The sequence below is a fragment of the Stutzerimonas stutzeri genome (genome assembly GCF_019090095.1).
GTDB classification, from domain to species: Bacteria; Pseudomonadota; Gammaproteobacteria; order Pseudomonadales; family Pseudomonadaceae; genus Stutzerimonas; species Stutzerimonas stutzeri_AN.
The window spans coordinates 912,603-929,992 of sequence record NZ_JAGQFP010000001.1; the positions used below are offsets into that span (position 1 = coordinate 912,603).

Genomic DNA, 17,390 nt, shown 5'->3' on the forward strand with positions numbered 1-17,390 from the left:
AGGCGCCGTGGAGGACAACCATGGCGAGAAAACAAATCATGGGCCTGTACCTACGGAACGGGATCTGGCACATCGACAAGATCTTCAGAGGTCAGCGCCTTTATGAAAGCACTGGATCAGACGATCGGAAGGAGGCGGAGCAGTACCTGATTCATCGGCTCGAGAAGCTACGCGAGCAACGGATCTACGGCGTACGACAGGTGAGAACCTGGAGGGAAGCGGCGACCCGTTACCTCGTCGAATTCAAGGACCACCCGTCGATAGCTCTCACCGCGTTCTACCTCGAACAGCTGGATAGCTACCTCGGCGATTTGCCCATCGACCATGTCGACGACGAGTCGCTGGCTCCATACATTCGGGACCGGCTGGCTGGGCGACTGCGAGGGCAACCGGTAAAGCGTTTGCGGCCCGTATCACCGCGGACAATCAATATCGCGTTGGAACGAGTCATCCGCGTCCTGAATCTTTGCGCACGAAAGTGGCGCGATGAAGCGAGGCGTCCCTGGCTCGATACAGTCCCGATGATCACGCGGCTGGACCTGAGGCGCTCGACGCGTCAGCCCCATCCGCTATCGTGGGAGGAGCAGAGCCTGCTGTTTGCAGAGCTGCCCGATCACCTGAAGAGGATGGCGCTCTACAAGGTCAATAGCGGCTCACGGGAACAGGAAGTGGTCAAGTTACGCTGGGATTGGGAAATTCCGGTACCGGAGCTCGGAACGAGCGTTTTCCTCATTCCTGCCGATTTCGGCGGGCGACACGACAATGCGGGCGTCAAGAACGGCGACGAGCGACTGATCGTGTTGAACCGGGTCGCCAAGTCGGTGATCGAGGGGCAGCGAGGATTGGACCCACAATGGGTGTTTCCCTATGGCCAGCCCGACAGGGATGGCAACGCCACCCCGATGCACCGAATGAACGACTCGGCATGGCGAAAGGCAAGGAAACGGGCGGCCGCGATGTACGAGCAGCGCTTCGGGCGAACGGCGCCGGCGGGTTTCGCTTCGATCCGCGTGCATGACCTAAAGCATACGTTCGGCCGCAGGCTCCGCGCCGCAGGCGTGACGGAGGAAGACAGAAAGGTCCTGTTGGGCCACAAGAACGGTAGCATCACCAGTCACTACTCGGCGGCGGAGCTGGGAAAACTGATCGATGAGGCCAACAAGATATCGGCGACGGACTCGCGACGGCCGGCGCTGACGATACTGAGGAGGAGGCAGGATGAAAAAAGTTCCGCAAAAGTCCCACAACGAAAAAGGCCAGCTCATTTCTGAACTGGCCTAGATCGTGGAGTTATTTGGTCGGGACGGAGTGATTCGAACACTCTACCCCTTGCACCCCATGCCGGAGGTCGACATTATAAGTCATTGATTTTAATGGGATATTTTTGAGCGCTCGCTGCAGCCAATGCTCTACGCTATCCGACGGTTTTCAACGATTCCCCGCAAAAGTCCCTGAGTGATCGAATAACCGCTAGTCGAGGCAACATTGTGACTCCGCCCCGGCGGATGCCTTACAAACGACGGAGGCAGATTATTCGCCCCCTCTCCAACGCCGCTAACCGGAGGTTGCGACCTGGAGAAGGAATCCGACGCACCCAAGCAGAAGGCCGATCACCTTGGCTGTAAGGTGCGTGTGCCCTGGATCAATCGCATGCGCAAAGTGCCGGTCGAGTCTCTCTAGTAAGATCTCATGATCCCACATCACCTGAACGCTCTGGCGCGAACGCGGAGTTAACCGAGCCAGGCAGAAATCTCGGCGTGCGGCATCTCTAAGTTGAGCGTGCTCCGCAATTCTTCGGCGCAACAAAGGGCCGCGGAGAAAGTCAATAGCCAGATAAAGCCCGCCGATCAGAACGCAGTACGCGCCGAACACCTGAAGAGGGAGTTTCTCTCCGACAGTTTGTAACTCAAAAAAATTGAGCATCCCCGGAGAATGCCACGAAGCAATTACGCCCATTCCAACAGCAACTACAGCAAAGACAACTTCCCGAGTGGGAGTTGGCACGTTGAAGCGTGCCTCCAACTCAAACGTTTCCATCCTTCACATACCCGCCATGGAGAAAAGACGCTCCCATTCAGCAACGTCATCACTTAGCATTTTGAACAGGAAATTCACAACTTTATCCCTACCTTCCCCCAGGGAGACCGTGAATGTCGCCACAGATAGAACCATAGCACTTGCAACTTTCAGGCTATTCATAGTTCGAGTCACGCCAGAAATCCTATCAAATAGCGATAGCATTTCATCCTGAGAGAACTCCAAAGAATTGACTATATGACTCTCTGGGTCATTCATTAAAATATAGGCTCGCGTGCGCAAACCATAGACCTCCATCAAGACACCATATCCACTACCGGCAAAGGCTCTGTCATTTTCAGAGATATTGTGCAATGCCGCCTGAAAGACGCCAACCAACTCTAGTAATCGGGACGAAAATTCTTTAACCGAACCTGCATTAGCCAATGCAGGAAAAAACTCTTGATCGGACATAGCGAACACCTCAACTAAGCATCACAGACCGTAACTGTTTTCGCACAAAAAAGATCTCTACGGAGAAGCCTTGTCAAATAGTCTGAAAGAACATGTATATCACCATGCAGATTCTGAATTGCATTCCATGGCCTTGCGCCACCCTGGAAACTCCAATCCCCCTGCCCTGCAGTCCAAGCCGTCCTGCCCTCAAGCCTCTTCAAACCAAGCTTAAACAACGGAGCTAACGGCCTCTCTGTTGCGCATAATTGATCCATCACATATCCCATAGAGATAATTCCGGCGCTATGGACTAAGCGAGATGTTCTAGGAGTATGCCCAACCCACGCAGATCTAAAAACGTCCTGCACGGCAGAGAAAAATTCACTTATGGCGATAAAACACTTCTCCTCACCATCTTCACCCTCAATCACTTCGCGACAGTAGCCGTCTGAAAGCGAGTTCATTACCATCTTCTGAAGCGCAGTATCGCCGATGACCCCCGCAGGATTCGTATGTTGCTTTATCTGCCCCTGTAACGACGACCGAGAGTCAAAATTGAGTAACTCGACGACTCGCGCAGCTTGTGCACGTGAGGTCATGCGTTTTGGCAGACCATCAACAGCGGGTAGCAATTCATAGATAAGTGATTTGGGTAAAGGACTAGTGTTATTAACCAGAATAAACTGCCTACGCAATTCCTCAGGAGTGTCACAGATCAGTGCTGATACCAACAACTGGAAATCACGCCCTGGCAAACCAGCCATTGCGGACAAACGTTGCTGGCCATCCACGACAAACCCAACAGGGCCTTGCGAGACATCCACTTCAATCTCAACGCATGCCCCAGCCTCGTTCGTAACCCGAACCCCATCGGTAAAGGCCAGGACGATGGCGTTTGGCATCACGGAATCGGGCCTCTCCAGATAGTCTCGTATCTCTCTAATGTGCCTCGAGACCAACGGTCGCTGGAACCCGGATAGGCGTCCGCTTTCATCTCGCTTTACGCGATCGATAGAAGCGATTGCCATGATTTGCTCGGCAGTCGCTGCAAACGAAAAAACCTGGTGGGTGGAGCTTTGGTGGGCCCGAATCGCGGCAAACCTGAGCAAAATATTTCCCTCATACCATCAGCAAAACGCCAGATGAGGCACGCCAAATCTGGTATCGACATGGCGTTCATAGCCGACCAATAGCGATGACCCATGCAGTTATTCGATGGTAGGATTGCACACCCAGAAATAACTGCAACCCTTCAGAGCAGAGATGCGACAGTTTCCATGAGCATCGTCATCATCACTAACTGCACAAACCGCAAGCGGCTTGGGGGCCATTCCCCACTGGTGCTCTGTACCTCTCAGACCCAGTCGCTGACCGCCATGGCAGCCACCTGGACCCAACAGGTAAAGGCAAGAACCTCCACTCACCCAGCTGAGTTGCTGTATACGGGCAGGAGCGTGCAAGACGCGAAATGGGTGGCACAGAAACTCGATGCGAAACTGATGTTCGCTTCAACAGGTCTAGGCTTGATTGGAGCTGAGCATCCTTGTCCGCCTTACAATCTGACCGTCGCAGCAGAGCCTAACTCCATTCGCCCATGGCTAGCGCGGATGGGTCTGGCCCCTTCAGACTGGTGGGACGCCGTCAACAATCACTGGCAACGCCCTAATCCATTAGCGACGCTTGCTAAGCGCACAGACATTAAACGCATCCTGATAGCGCTATCGGCGAACTACATCGACCTAGTCGCGAACGATCTAGAACAGATCGCGACTGACGACCGGTCCAAACTGAGATTCTTCACTTCACGCCCCGGTATTGAACGACTACCGAAGCAATTCCGCTCTTTGGCTATGCCTTATGACGATCGCCTTGAAAGCTCGCGATTCGCTGGCACCCGGGCCGACTTCCCACAAAGGGCTATGCGACACTTTGTCGAACTCACCAATGCCTCTACTAACCCCGTCAGTGCAGATTACCAAGCCGTCAGCGCCGCCATGTCTGCACTCCCGCTAGTAGGCACCATAAAGAGACGCCGCGCCTCAGATGAAGAAGTGAAAGCGTTAATGGTCGAAGCATGGGATGCTCAGAAGGGTAACTCCTCTCGCCTTCTACGCTATCTACGCGACGATGCACTGGTTGCATGCGAGCAATCTCGCTTCAGGGGTTTATGGCTAGAACTGAAAAGCCGCAGCATGCTACGGAGTAAAGTATGAGCGGAAAAAATCAAGAAATTGTTGTGCGCGCGCTGCGCACTACCCAAGGCGATAACTTAGACGTTTACGCGCTCTTTATTCGCGGATCTGACTTGGTACGTATCGCTGATATTAGCCGAATTTCAAGGGACGACAGTGACACCCTCAAAGGATTTCAGCGACCCGAAATACGCAGCCATGTAAAAGGGATTATTAATTACCTGAATCAAGGTAATGTACTTTTCCCTAACGCCATTATTCTAGCACTGTCGCCTGAAATAAAATTTATGGCATCTCGCGGCAGCAAACCCACAGGCGATGAAGGTATTGCACAGGCTGGCACCTTAAGAATCCCGCTTCATGCTGAAGGTCTTCGATCAGCCTGGATCGTTGACGGCCAACAACGTGCCTTGGCACTAGCAAAAGCAGATAATGCGGACTTACCAGTTCCAGTTGTCGGATTCGTATCAGACAATTTAACCACCCAGCGTGAGCAATTTATTCTAGTCAACAAAGCCAAACCATTACCCACAAGGTTAATCAACGAGTTACTACCAGAAACAGGAACCATACTCCTGCCGCGAGAACTCAGCGCTCGAAAGGCGCCTGCCGAATTATGCGGCTTACTAAACCGAGATCCTCGCTCGCCGCTTTATCGACTTATAAAACTCTCCTCAGACAAAGAGACTTCTGAAGCTGTAGTCACAGATACCGCGATCATAAAGATGATCCGTACCAGCATGACCAACCCTCTTGGGGCGCTGTACCCCTATAAGTCAAACGATGAAGAAAAAACCGACGTTGAAGCAATGTATCAACTGTTAATTTTATTTTGGCGGGCTGTTAAAGAATGCTTCCCTAATGACTGGGCACTAGACCCTAAAGAGAGCCGCCTAATGCATTCCGCAGGAATTGCGGCAATGGGCTATATCATGGACCTTGTTTGCGCCAAGATAAGCGGACAAGAAGCCGACTACAACCTCATACGCAAAGAAGTAGAAAAAATAGCCCCCCATTGCGCCTGGTCCTCGGGGAAGTGGCCGCTACTTAATGTTGCCTGGAATGAAATACAAAGCACACCCCAGGATATTAAGCACTTACAAGACACGCTACTTCGTATATACATGAATAGTTCGCGCGCATGAAATTCTTATACGCTGACACACAAGATTACGTTGATCCCGGATACGACTTCCTCAATGACCGCAATGCGCCGGGAAGGAAAAGATACTGGGACGACCAATATGCCCATGAAATGATGTCGCCCGCACCATATGACGGACTACTTGTATCCATGAGCGCAGTACGCCCTGCTGCTGGCGTTTCTAACTCTAAAGTTCGCTACTCCACAGCAGAACAGCAACGCTTCTTAAGAGAAGGCGCGCGAAAATTTCTTCGACTAAATGAACAAAAGTTTAAAGACGCAATGGTCATGGGTGACTGCGGTGCATTTGCTTACGTAGAACACCCCACCCCTGCCTACGCTCCTGCCGAAGTAGTAGATTTCTATGCAGATGGAGGCTTCACTCACGGGTGCTCTCCTGACCACATTATTTTTAATTGTGACTCAAGCAATCCGCCTGCAGAAGACCAAGATGACGATATAATCTATCGTTACAACATAACACTTGCTAACGCAGAAGAATTTCTTCGTCTAACGAACGAGGCAGGCAGACCTTTTGAACCCCTAGGAGCTGTTCAGGGCTGGTCGCCCAAGAGTATGGCAGCAGCTGCAAAATCGCTCGAAGATATGGGGTATCGGTATCTAGCTATTGGTGGCTTGGTCCCGCTAAAGGTCGAGCAGATACATGAAGTACTGAAGGAACTCCGAGCGAGCATCAAGGCGGAGACTAATATTCACTTACTAGGCTTTGCCAAAGCTGAGCGAATCCACGAGTTCACTAACTATGGCATCACAAGCTTCGATTCGACGTCCCCTCTCATTCGAGCCTTTAAAGACGCAAAATCGAATTACTATCTAGAAAACACAACAAGCAAACTAGACTATTACACCGCAATTAGAATCCCCCAAGCAATAGAAAACCCGAAACTAATGCAAGGCATTAAACGGGGCGTTCTCAGCGCGGAAGCACTTCAAGAAAAAGAAGCCATAGCACTACAGACCTTACGAGATTACGACAAAGGCTTAGCTGACTATGAGGCAACCATCAGTGCTCTAACCAACTATTTACGACTTACACTTTCAGGCTCGTTTGCATCTACGGAAGAGCTTGAAAAAGAAGTAGCTAAGAGCATTCGCCTGATAACACCTACTCTTATAGATAAGCCTTGGAAAAAATGCCAATGTTCTATCTGTCAGTCGGCAGGAGTCGAAACGATAATATTCAGGGCAAGCAATAGAAATAAGCGTCGAGGGTTCCATAATCTGGGCGTATACCATCGACACCTACAACGCACTCTAGAAAAGGCAAGAAATGATCTATCGATTTAAAGGCATCCGAGCAAAGCAAGCGCCCAACCATGACGTCTTTACTTTTGCCGCGACCCCGAAAGAAATTCTTGCCTTCTCGGAAATCGAAAGGATCGGCCGAAATGAAGAAGGCCATTTACGTGGATTCCAACGTCATCAGGTCGCCTCTCATATTCAGGAAATTCGTGACTATCTTCGTCGCGAGGATGCCCTTTTACCGAACGCTGTGATTCTTGCGTTTCTAGATGGAGTTACCATAAAAGATATTGGGGATAGCATTGTTGAGGTAGTAGTAGATAGCACTGAGCAAAAGCCTGGATTCGTGGTCGATGGGCAGCAGCGCCTCAGTGCATTAGCCACCATGGAGAAAGGTGAGTTCCAGGTATTCGTTTCCGCATTAATTTGTAAAGACTATAACGAACTGAGACAACAGTTTGTTCTTATTAATAACGCGCGCCCGCTACCAAAATCCCTAATCTATGAATTGCTCCCCTCAGTTGATGGATTGCCAGAGCGTTTTACTAAACGGAAGTATGCCGCACGCATTATTGACCTTCTTAACTCCACTCCTGGCTCTTCGCTTTTCTGCGAAGTCAAGCAACACACCAATCCAAGAGGAATGTTGAGTGATACGGCAATGCAAAAATTAGTTATGAACTCTGTCAGCGATGGAGCGATTCAACAACTAATGCAGTACGAAGACTTTGAAGGACGCTCATTTGAGATAATCAACAATTTCTTCCATGCCGTAAAGACTGTATTTGGCCCCGAATGGAACGGTCTAAGCCCAAGGCACTCCAGATTAAAACACGGCGCTGGGATAATTGCTCTCGGCTTCGTAATGGACGAGCTTTACGCAAAGCAGGGCACATCCAAGAAAGACGGATTCATTGACGGACTAAATTTTCTTAAAAAATATACTGCATGGACCAGTGGTCAATGGAAGTTTTCTGAGAGTGACATTCGCCCTTGGAATGGTGTTCAAAATACCCCAAGTGATATCGAACTACTCTCAAACTTCTTAACTCAAAAAGTCAGAAAAGAATACCGACAGAAACAAACCGAGATGAAGGTTTAATGGAGGTCACTATGCACAAGAACGCACTAGTTCTTTTCTCCGGAGGTCAAGACTCCACGACCTGCCTTGCATGGGCGCTAGATCGATACGATCGTGTTGAAACGATTGGTTTCGATTACGGACAGCGCCACAATGTTGAACTCGAGTGCAGGCGTCAAGTTCTCCAGTGCCTTCGAACTGACCACCCTCGCTGGGGAGAAAAATTAGGGGACGATCACTTCCTTGACCTGAAACTTCTTGGCCAGATCAGTGATACCGCGATGACATCTGAAAAGGAGATCGAGTTCAAGGAGAACGGCCTGCCCAACACCTTCGTCCCCGGACGTAATCTGCTTTTCTTTACCTTTGCTGCCGCCATTGCCTATCGAAGAGGGCTTAGCGCGCTTGTGGGTGGGATGTGCGAAACGGACTACTCAGGCTATCCAGATTGCCGAGACAACACCCTGAAATCGTTGCAGGTCTCTCTCGGCCTTGGCATGGACATGCCATTAGTTATTGAGACTCCTCTGATGTGGCTGGATAAAAAAGAAACCTGGGAGTTAGCCAAAAGCCTTGGCGGATCTAGTTTTGTAGAACTAGTTCAAGAAGAGACCCATACCTGCTACCTCGGAGACCGCCAACACAGACACGACTGGGGATATGGCTGCAACGAATGCCCTGCTTGCGAGTTGCGCCGCACCGGCTTCGAAGCATTCAAGCGAGACAATTACGCATGACCTACAGCGTCAAAGAGATCTTCTACACCCTGCAAGGCGAAGGGCTTCGGGCTGGCAGACCAGCGGTGTTCTGTCGATTTGCAGGTTGTAATCTTTGGAGTGGTCGGGAAATTGACCGCTCTAGGGCCGTTTGTCAGTTCTGTGACACCGATTTCGTGGGCACCAACGGAACCTTGGGGGGCAAGTACTTGAACGCAGAGTCCTTGGCCGAGCGAATTTCCTCACTATGGCCTGCTGCCCAGGAGCATCGCTATGTCGTGCTCACAGGAGGCGAACCGTTAATGCAGGTCGATGAAACCCTGATTGCAGCACTGCATGATCAGGGATTCGAAATCGCTGTCGAGACCAATGGGACCATTCTGGCACCGGCGGGGATCGATTGGATTTGTGTTAGCCCTAAAGCTGGGGCCGACTGGGTGCAGCGTAGTGGCCACGAATTAAAACTCGTTTATCCGCAGCCTGGCCTACTCCCAGATACCATCTCTGATAGCGACTTTCAGTACTACCTACTGCAACCTATGGATGGGCCAATGCAGAAACAAAATACCCGCTCTGCCATTGCTTATTGTCAGGCCAATACTAAATGGCGACTTTCCGTACAAACACACAAGATATTGGAGATCCGCTGATGTCCTCGCTAGCAACTGCACCCAGAGAATGTATGCCAGGGGTTGCTGTTAAGCCCTCCACTGATTGCATGACCGTGTACGAACTATCGCAGCGCTTTTTCTTCGAGGCAGCCCACACCTTGAATCGCAGCATCGAGACCGAGGACAGCCTACGTATCCACGGACATACCTACGAAGCAGAGGTTACCGTCGCTGGTCAACCGGATCCCACCTCCGGGATGCTTATAGATCTTGGCTATCTGCGCGGTGAAATTGCCAGAGTAAAAGAAATGCTAGATCACCGATTCCTTGATGAAGTTCAAGGTCTAGGATCTGCCACTATCGAGAATCTCTGTGCTTTTATTCGTGCACAACTGGAAGACTCGGTACCAGGCCTATGCGCCGTTATGATCGAGCGCCGAGCCAGCGGCGATCGCTGCGTTTTGCGCTGGACAAGGAATCTACTCTGACGGATCACGCACTCGACAATTCTCGTAGCGCTGGGATCTTTACGATCCTAAACTTCAGAAGCTTCGCTCGATTTCGCTCAAGATACACCCCAAAATGCTAGCACTCCCCTTTCCAGTTGGGAGAAGGGTTTCCATGTCGCCGCGGGCTTCCTTCGCAGCGTAGTAAGCTTGATGCTTACTGCTCTTCCAGGCAAACACGAAGATGTCGGCTGTCGCCGCCAGATTCTTAAGCTTTTCTGTTGCCACAAGGTCAGCGTTCACCTCCACCCGAGCCAGAGGTAAGATCTTTCGCAGAAATTGACGTGCGCGCTGCCCAGCCGGCTCAGTTAGGGTATAGATGCCGATCAGACCGGAGAAATCTGCATACGGAACTGTATCCGCGTGATCATCTTCCTTAAAGGGGAAGGCCTCCAACAAATTGGCACAACCGTAATCCTTTGCCAGCAGAGACAGAATCGCATATTGCTCCGGCTTGAGGCGGTGAGCGTGGGTGCGCGCCATATCTACAACTGCCATAAAAAAACGCAGTCGCGATTCGCTGTCAGGAGAGCCATGCAAGACCAGTGTTTCAGCCGCATTAAGTGCCCAGTCGATGTTACTGGGTGCAGTGTTAGCTGTAACTATCTCAGCATAGCTATCGAGCGCTTCGAGGTAATCGTCCTTCGACGGACCAAGGCTGATCAACGCCTGCATGAGAATAGAGGCCAGTTCAAGTTCGTTGGCCGAAACCACCCCATTCCATGCAACGATGCGGATCAGCATTGAGTAAAGAGGAATGAACCCCCGCACTGGATGAGTCTGGCGATCTACAAAGAACTCAACTAACGCCGCGAAGGCATCGCGAAACACATGCTCCGCCTCGCCAGTAGCATTGCCGATCCTCTCGGCCAATTGGCGGCAGCTTTCTGGGTCTGAAGCGTAGACCTCTGGGTTCCATCGCAGGAGCGCTTCCTCAAGGATATGCAGTGGTGGCCGATCGTAGCGACCGGTTTCGACATAGCGAATCCAAGTCAGCCAATTCGTATCAGGCCGCTCTTGCGATCCGTTTTGCATCTCAGCGGTGTCCACTGACTCCGACTGCAATTGCTGCAGCCTGGCCAAGTCACGCTTTGTCCAGGTTGCCCGCACATCCTCTGATGCAGTGTTTATCGCCGTAAGCACCCGTCGAGTGATTTCAGCATCATCCAACTCCACCGCGCAACGTAGCAAGACGCTATATGCCCATGCTGCGGGCAAGGCATCAAACGACAACTGCGAGGCCAACTCATAGTCGTCGTCAACCAAGGCCTGACCTGCCAATACACATGCATCAGTCCCGGACGACTTAACAGACGCAAATCGATTGGACCAACGCGCGATTAGTTCGCGCCCTGCAGAGACCGGATAAGCGGCAGCAATGGCCTCGCAGCGACCTACATTTGGCTCATCCTGTGTTAATTCATAAAGCAGAAAGGCCTTCAGCACATTGGGCTGACGTATTCCTTTCCGCTCCCGAAACAGAGTGCCAAAGTGCCGAGAAATTTCGTCCCGAAATACTGCCAGGATGGCGTCGACATTCGGATCATTCTCGATGGCGGTGATATAGGTTAAATAAAGCGCCTCGACCAAGTCAGTGATGGTCTGGGCCGGTAACGACAGACCAAGAACGGACTTGATCAGCGAGTAGTTGTGTGCCAATTGATGCTGGCGGCCGAGTCCGGCCAGCATGCGAATTTCCAAATACTTGTGCTGTTCCGCGTCAATACGACCGCTAGCGATCAATTCGTCGCATAAGTATCGAGCATCCGCCTCGTTGCCGACCAAGAGCGCCCGATCAAACTCCGCACGAATCTTGCCGAACGGACGCTGGGTACGGTCTGGGATTTCTGGGCGACGACGCAGCAAACTGAGATACAACTGCAAGGCTTGCGTAATTTCGCCACGCGCCGCCGTATTCACCGGCCCTATGCGGAAAACGAAACGGCCAAAACGGTCCTGCAGCGCGCATTCGATTTCGTCAGTACTAGCGGCCTGAATCGGTTGTCCACGGAAGTCGCTATAACTGGGGCCAACAACAGCTGTCAGTTCCTGCGCCAATGCGACTGCCGTGGCCTCACTCTCAGCCATTGCATACCACTGAGACGGACCATCAGCATCGAACACAGGTAAAACAACAGGTGATTTGGAGTCTTGGTTAACAAAAGCGGCAATCCATGGGCCAACCTGCTCCAGCCATGCCGCCGGTGCTTTGCTGCCGGCGATGGTTTCCCAGTGCAGCGCATTGCGACCTGAGAAGAAACGCTCTAGCCAGAATTGTTCCTTAGGTGGAATCGGGTAAATCATGCGCTCCCCCTATAGCGGACAAACTCAAGTCGGGTGCGACCAAGGTCGTGCTGGTCGAGCGAGTATTCGACCCATTCGTCGTTGATCACCATGCCGCTATAGGTCAGGTTCATTGAGCCCATCAAAAGGCAGCGCGTGAGCAAAATGCCCTTGGTATGCAATTGGTCGTGAATATGTACGTCTATCTGATCTTCCAGACAGCATTCACGAACCAGGTCGGCAATCCGGGTACGGAAGGCATCGTTGCTAGCTTCGTTGCGGGTCACGACGTTGACCCTCGTTCCGTGGTTCATCAACGTCACGAGCACGTCGGCGAGGCGGATCTCGCGCCTTCCCCACTCGGGATTGAGGGCATCGAAACTACCGGAACGATTGTCGATCAAGACAACATTGCTGATCCAGGGAGAAACGATCCAAATCTCGTCGCCAGGTTGCAACACCTCCGCCACGAACATGGTCTGCAGCAACTCCTGGATAGTCGTGACTCCAGTAGTTTGCGTCTTGAAAATTCGCCTGTAGAGAATGTTCATTGCACCGCCTCAACGAGTTCGATATCAGCCTCTATCATGGATTGGGTTTGACGGATTCCTTGGAGGCGGGCGTATGCACGCAAATAGCCTGACTCGATTGGATTGGTTACCAGTGTATTGAGCGCCGCAGCCAGACGAGCACGTTCGTCTTCAGGACAGGTCAGCGTAACCTGACGACCGTTGGTGAGTTGCTCGGCAGTCTGTCCCAACCAATCAGCGTCCAGAACTGATATGCAGGCGCGATCGTCGCCGATCGTCTCAGCAACTAACAGGCGCTCGATTAAGGGCAATTCAGTGAACGGATTCCTTATTTGTAGTGCGGACTGACGTATCGCCCGACCGCGGGGCCACAGTAGGCCGGAAATAGCGCCAATGCGCCAGGCCACGCGATCGCCACCGGCCGAGGAGCCGATATCGGACACGACACGGTCAATTCCGTCCGATTGACTCAAGTAATAGCTAAATACGCGCAAATCAATCTCGATGCCTATACGCATCTCCTCGCCTTGCCACTGACTTAGTGCTCGGGAAAGGTAAAGATCAGTCGCAGCGCCGGATCCAGGCCGCAATACTCGGTTACCAAGCGCAACTAAAAAACCGTGGAAGGGTGAGAAGCCTTCCTGCATCAGCGTTCGACGTAAGTTTCGGAAGGACCGCGCCATTTCCTCTTGGCTGTCAGCAGCACGGAATTCGCGCACCAGTTCAGCGCTTCCCGAGCCGCCGCTACCGTCGTCCTCAGCTAGCACGGTAACCATTTGCTTGAGTTGATGGTCGATTAACTCAAACTCCCCCATGCCCAAATTGGCACGCACGGTCGCGAAGAAACGGCGCGGATCCTCCGCGTAACGCCGCATAAACTCCTCGATCAGTCCGTTTCCGCCTGGACTTCGCTCAGTAAACCAAGCCTCCATTACTTGAGAATCGAACCCGGCGGCTTGATCTGGAAAGACTGGGCCGCGGTCTAAGTCCACTGTCAAATCCTCCGGATCGATACTCGGGCATAGGTCCGTAATAGAACGTAGAAGCGCAGCAGCAAGGGTGGAATGGTAGACCCCGCGTAGCCACGGCTCCCAATTGGAATCGATCGGTTCCCAAAGCATGGCACCAAACTCATGCAATTCCGCAGTCACAATGGGATCCCGCAGATACGCGTCCAACTCCTGCCGTAGCTTGTCCGGGCTACCTGTCGTCATGTCGTCGCCATGTACTTCGACCACTTGCGACTGGAATAGAAGGCTCAGCACGTCCGGTAGCGAAATCGACGCCTGACCGTATCGAATGGAGGCATCGGCCTCAGCCAAGTCGATCTGCCTTACTATCGCTTCAAAGGTAAGGGCAGACAGATAGATATGAGCTAACCACTCACGCATGAATGGGCTACGTATCATGGCTAATCGCTCACCTCGCCACGCAAGGTTGATGAAGCGGGCACTGCGTAAAGCACGCCACTTCGCTCCATCTTCAGAATGCTGCCGCAAATGCAAGTTCGTGGGTACTAGGACCTGGAACACCATTCCGTCGGCGGAAAATTGCGCCCCCAAGCCCACCGCCTGGCCTTCACGTTGGAACAACGTATCGGCCCGAACCTTCTCCGAACCGACAGTAATTTCTGCTGAAGCGCCGAGTGCGAAGCGTCGTATCTCTACTGGTGCATGGCGTGAATGCGTGAAAAAGCCGATACGGGTGACGATCTCTGCCCACAGGCTGCCAAGGGGCGGCGTCAACCAACTGGGCTCGATGGTGGCGATAATCTGACTATGCCACTCCAACGAGGCATTCGACGAGTCTTTCACTTCCGTAGGAGGTGATTGCGGTGTCAAACGCACCGGGCGGTATACAGGCAGCGCAACCGTTTTATCACCGCGGCGTACCAGATACTCCCCTAACGGTTCGTGACTGCCTATGGCGTCGATATCAAGGCCGAAGATATCGCTGCTAATGCCCGGTTCACTTTGGAAGTTCGGCGACGGTGCGATCCAATGCCGCTCAGTACGATAGCGCACACCGAAGCGCCTACTTACGCGGCCAGGTGCGAACTCGCGCATTGCAGCGAACACTGACATCACTGAAGTATTAAAAGGGCTTGTCGAGTGCGGATCTGTCAGATCGATGACAACCTCTGCTAAGTTGAGGTCAGCGAAAAGAGAACCTGGAATAAAGTCCGGTAATGGCGTGTTATATGCTTGGTAGTCCTGTTGTGGGTTACCGTTTGCACTCCAACTAGTCGCTAGGCGACGGAGCGCAGTCGGTAACACGGTTGTTAGAAGCGGTCGCGGGTACTCCCACAAGATTGCCGATAATTCTTCATCTGAAAGGCGAAGCGCTCGGCGTAGATAGTCTGAGAGACGTCTTGTGCCCGTTTCGGTTTCAAGAATATTTCTTAATTCCCGTACCAAGCGCTGGCGCCGATGCGCATTGAATTTTTGGCCACCGCTCAGGTCGCTCCAAACGCTACCTGCAGAAGCATCCTGCATTCGCAGTGCTAAGTAATCGATCGTGGCATACACCGCTTGCATCCGGGTAATGTATCGATTTGCCAAGGGGAGTGTACGGACCGGCAATTCCGGGTCGAACAGCAAATCGTAACTTTGGTAAGCAACACGATCGCGGCCATAGTCAGACAGCACGATCGCTGTCCAGGGACGCATATTACGTGTGCGGCCGCCACGCCCCTTTCGCTGCAGGAATCCAGCCATACCGCGCGGTGCCTTATGCTGAATCACCGCGCCGACGACTGGATCGTCGAATCCCACTTCCAGCACAGCGGTGGCAACAATAACGTCTGCGTCGGCATCAACACCACGATCCTGGGAACTAACCCGCTTTACCGCCAAGCGATGCTTGAGACCCTGATGCAAGTCTTGGCAGAAGCGCCAATCTTGCCCGTTGGCATAACGCAAGAGTGATGGTCCTGCCTCACGCAGCACTGCCAGTCCACCATCAGGCGCATGACGCATGTCCGGGTCACCATAGCTATTGCGCCCCTCTGCACTGAGTAAGTCGAAATACAGACGATTGATCACATCTAGGTTGTCAGTGAAGACGAAGGTGCGTTGGCCGAAAGCACCGTGGCTGACCGACTTTTCCAGCCGCGCAGATTTGGGATCGAGGCAGCGCTGTAACACCATGGCAGCCTGGATGGTAGTGGAAAGCAGTGCCGTGCGAGACACCGGGTCACCTCGCAGGGCAATCATGTATTCGGCGCCTTCGAATTCGATCTCATCAGCACGCGGCGACACTTCGTTTACAAGGTTAGGGCGACAACCGGTCAGCGCGGAGAAAAACTGCGAGGCTTCGCGCAGGGTCGCCGACAAACCCACAAAGCGCAGCGGTTGCTCAAGCAGACGTTGCCAGCGCCGCATGAGGTAAGCCACTTGAGCGCCATGCTTGCCCTCGTAAGTGTGTACCTCGTCCATCAATACTAGTTCTGGGGCATGCAGTGCCTTGGGGCCAACGCCAAAAAGATGCATCATGGAACTGTCCGAGAGGCGCTGGTTTAGCATCTCGGTAGTGGTGAACAGGATGTCCGGTACGGAACTTTTAAGCGCTTCCCTAGTGAGCGGGAACACGGTGCCATCTAACACCGATTCACAGCAGGCACACACTAATCGTTCGCGGCCCTCGCTGTGATCCTTGTGCAACCACCGCAACTCACCGCCACAGTCGAGGCACGGAAGAGTCGGGCAAACTCGATCATTACCTATTTTTGGCCAATCGCAGAACTTTGCGGAATGCGGGGTATCACCATAGAGGGCCCCAACGCAGAACGACACCTTGTCCTCTTGTGGTACACCGGCTTGTAGGCAACGTATCCGCTGAAAGACTTCACGCAGTTGATCTTTGAGCAACTCTGTTCGAGGATATATAGCGATCGCCTTGACCCAGCGCTTGGACTTGTCCTCCATCAACAGATGGCGATAGATCGACGCTAACGCCGGCACATAGAAGGCAAGAGTCTTACCACTGCCAGTACCTGCACAAACGATGGTTGCCAACTCCACCCCTGTTTCGATAGCACGCAATATGCGCTCCGCTGCACGGACTTGAAAGCCGGACAGACTGAGCATACGGCCAGATGGCATTAGCAGAGAACGCACAGCTGCCAACAGCGCTGGACTTGAGGCCACCTCGCCGATCATGAGCAAAGCCTCTTCGACGGGGATGTCGCGCGCCGGATAGCGACGGCGACGACGCAGAAAACGAAAGTCGGCGACTAAGCTAGGTGCGTGCTGCCATCCGGTGGATCCTGCGTGTTTCGGAAACAACTGCCGCAAGCGCTGAAGTAAGCGCACGGTTTCCGCCATGCGTGATCGGTAACCTATGGCGCCACCATTTCTAGGCACCTGAGTTATCCATTTGCGCTGCAGTAGTTCCGCAAGGACGCTCTCTACGGAGAAAAAATCCTCGAGGCCAGCACTTATGGCAATGTCAATCAGGGGATTGAGTAGATCGCTGATTTCTTCATGGCTGAAGTTACCATCGACGATGCCCCAGGCCAGCAGCCTTACTTCACGCTCTTCGATGCTATCCAACACCGAAGCAAGAAAACGTTCACGTGCTTCCAAAATAAC

General features: G+C 52.5%; 14 protein-coding genes. 8 read left to right on the forward strand and 6 right to left on the reverse strand.

Annotation, left to right across the window (positions count from 1 at the left end; all coding sequences use genetic code 11):
• Positions 1–20: 20 nt before the first annotated feature.
• Positions 21–1,271 carry a tyrosine-type recombinase/integrase gene (locus KVO92_RS03885; RefSeq protein WP_217474362.1) on the forward strand — a complete coding sequence of 417 codons (1,251 nt, stop codon included), beginning with the start codon at positions 21–23 and terminating at the stop codon, positions 1,269–1,271.
• A 283-nt stretch (positions 1,272–1,554) separates the two neighbouring features.
• Here KVO92_RS03885 and KVO92_RS03890 read toward each other — a convergent pair whose 3' ends face one another.
• Genes KVO92_RS03890 through dbpB (KVO92_RS03900) form a run of 3 tightly spaced genes read right to left on the reverse strand, consistent with a single transcriptional unit; the run spans position 1,555 to position 3,581 of the window.
• Positions 1,555–2,037 carry a hypothetical protein gene (locus KVO92_RS03890; protein ID WP_217474363.1) on the reverse strand — a complete coding sequence of 161 codons (483 nt, stop codon included), beginning with the start codon at positions 2,035–2,037 and terminating at the stop codon, positions 1,555–1,557.
• Positions 2,038–2,040: 3 nt separating this feature from the next.
• Positions 2,041–2,490 (reverse strand): hypothetical protein, encoded by a 450-nt coding sequence (locus KVO92_RS03895; protein WP_217474364.1) that lies wholly within the window; start codon positions 2,488–2,490, stop codon positions 2,041–2,043.
• Positions 2,491–2,504: 14 nt separating this feature from the next.
• Positions 2,505–3,581: a DGQHR domain-containing protein DpdB gene (gene dbpB, locus KVO92_RS03900; RefSeq protein ID WP_254621277.1), complete on the reverse strand. Its 1,077-nt coding sequence runs from the start codon at positions 3,579–3,581 to the stop codon at positions 2,505–2,507.
• Between the two features lie 168 nt (positions 3,582–3,749).
• Here dbpB (KVO92_RS03900) and KVO92_RS03905 point away from each other — a divergent pair, with 168 nt between their 5' ends.
• From KVO92_RS03905 to KVO92_RS03935, 7 genes are all read left to right on the forward strand, one after another.
• Positions 3,750–4,685: a hypothetical protein gene (locus KVO92_RS03905; RefSeq protein ID WP_217474365.1), complete on the forward strand. Its 936-nt coding sequence runs from the start codon at positions 3,750–3,752 to the stop codon at positions 4,683–4,685.
• Entirely contained in the window at positions 4,682–5,809 is a 1,128-nt protein-coding gene (dbpB, locus tag KVO92_RS03910; protein ID WP_217474366.1) for a DGQHR domain-containing protein DpdB, read from the forward strand. The genes KVO92_RS03905 and dbpB (KVO92_RS03910) overlap by 4 nt, the downstream gene beginning before the upstream one ends.
• A complete protein-coding gene (dpdA, locus tag KVO92_RS03915; RefSeq protein WP_217474367.1) occupies positions 5,806–7,116 on the forward strand; it encodes a tRNA-guanine transglycosylase DpdA in 1,311 nt (436 codons plus the stop codon). The genes dbpB (KVO92_RS03910) and dpdA overlap by 4 nt, the downstream gene beginning before the upstream one ends.
• Positions 7,100–8,173 carry a DGQHR domain-containing protein DpdB gene (dbpB, locus tag KVO92_RS03920; RefSeq protein ID WP_077172201.1) on the forward strand — a complete coding sequence of 358 codons (1,074 nt, stop codon included), beginning with the start codon at positions 7,100–7,102 and terminating at the stop codon, positions 8,171–8,173. The genes dpdA and dbpB (KVO92_RS03920) overlap by 17 nt, the downstream gene beginning before the upstream one ends.
• 11 nt (positions 8,174–8,184) lie before the next feature.
• Positions 8,185–8,889, forward strand: coding sequence for a 7-cyano-7-deazaguanine synthase QueC (gene queC / locus KVO92_RS03925; protein WP_254621278.1), 705 nt, complete (start codon positions 8,185–8,187; stop codon positions 8,887–8,889).
• Complete coding sequence (gene queE / locus KVO92_RS03930; RefSeq protein ID WP_125851321.1) at positions 8,886–9,518, forward strand: 7-carboxy-7-deazaguanine synthase; 633 nt, start codon at positions 8,886–8,888, stop codon at positions 9,516–9,518. Before queC ends, queE begins: the two co-directional genes overlap by 4 nt.
• Before the next feature lie 68 nt (positions 9,519–9,586).
• Positions 9,587–9,967 (forward strand): 6-carboxytetrahydropterin synthase, encoded by a 381-nt coding sequence (locus KVO92_RS03935; protein WP_217474369.1) that lies wholly within the window; start codon positions 9,587–9,589, stop codon positions 9,965–9,967.
• A 54-nt stretch (positions 9,968–10,021) separates the two neighbouring features.
• On the opposite strand, the gene dpdD is transcribed toward KVO92_RS03935, so the two are convergent.
• From dpdD to dpdJ, 3 genes are read right to left on the reverse strand one after another with little or no spacing between them, the layout of a single operon-like run.
• A complete protein-coding gene (dpdD, locus tag KVO92_RS03940; RefSeq protein ID WP_217474370.1) occupies positions 10,022–12,289 on the reverse strand; it encodes a protein DpdD in 2,268 nt (755 codons plus the stop codon).
• Complete coding sequence (gene dpdK, locus KVO92_RS03945) at positions 12,286–12,819, reverse strand: phospholipase D-like domain-containing protein DpdK (protein ID WP_217474371.1); 534 nt, start codon at positions 12,817–12,819, stop codon at positions 12,286–12,288. The genes dpdD and dpdK overlap by 4 nt, the downstream gene beginning before the upstream one ends.
• Complete coding sequence (dpdJ, locus tag KVO92_RS03950; protein WP_217474372.1) at positions 12,816–17,384, reverse strand: protein DpdJ; 4,569 nt, start codon at positions 17,382–17,384, stop codon at positions 12,816–12,818. Before dpdJ ends, dpdK begins: the two co-directional genes overlap by 4 nt.
• Between the last annotated feature and the right edge of the window lie 6 nt (positions 17,385–17,390).

Bases quoted from the DNA above. Each gene is read 5' to 3' on its own strand.
- KVO92_RS03885 (WP_217474362.1), top strand. From the start codon at position 21: ATGGCGAGAAAACAAATCATGGGCCTGTACCTACGGAACGGGATCTGG.
- KVO92_RS03890 (WP_217474363.1), bottom strand. From the start codon at position 2,037: ATGGAAACGTTTGAGTTGGAGGCACGCTTCAACGTGCCAACTCCCACT.
- KVO92_RS03895 (WP_217474364.1), bottom strand. From the start codon at position 2,490: ATGTCCGATCAAGAGTTTTTTCCTGCATTGGCTAATGCAGGTTCGGTT.
- KVO92_RS03905 (WP_217474365.1), top strand. From the start codon at position 3,750: ATGAGCATCGTCATCATCACTAACTGCACAAACCGCAAGCGGCTTGGG.
- dbpB (WP_217474366.1), top strand. From the start codon at position 4,682: ATGAGCGGAAAAAATCAAGAAATTGTTGTGCGCGCGCTGCGCACTACC.
- dpdA (WP_217474367.1), top strand. From the start codon at position 5,806: ATGAAATTCTTATACGCTGACACACAAGATTACGTTGATCCCGGATAC.
- dbpB (WP_077172201.1), top strand. From the start codon at position 7,100: ATGATCTATCGATTTAAAGGCATCCGAGCAAAGCAAGCGCCCAACCAT.
- queC (WP_254621278.1), top strand. From the start codon at position 8,185: ATGCACAAGAACGCACTAGTTCTTTTCTCCGGAGGTCAAGACTCCACG.
- queE (WP_125851321.1), top strand. From the start codon at position 8,886: ATGACCTACAGCGTCAAAGAGATCTTCTACACCCTGCAAGGCGAAGGG.
- KVO92_RS03935 (WP_217474369.1), top strand. From the start codon at position 9,587: ATGACCGTGTACGAACTATCGCAGCGCTTTTTCTTCGAGGCAGCCCAC.
- dpdD (WP_217474370.1), bottom strand. From the start codon at position 12,289: ATGATTTACCCGATTCCACCTAAGGAACAATTCTGGCTAGAGCGTTTC.
- dpdK (WP_217474371.1), bottom strand. From the start codon at position 12,819: ATGAACATTCTCTACAGGCGAATTTTCAAGACGCAAACTACTGGAGTC.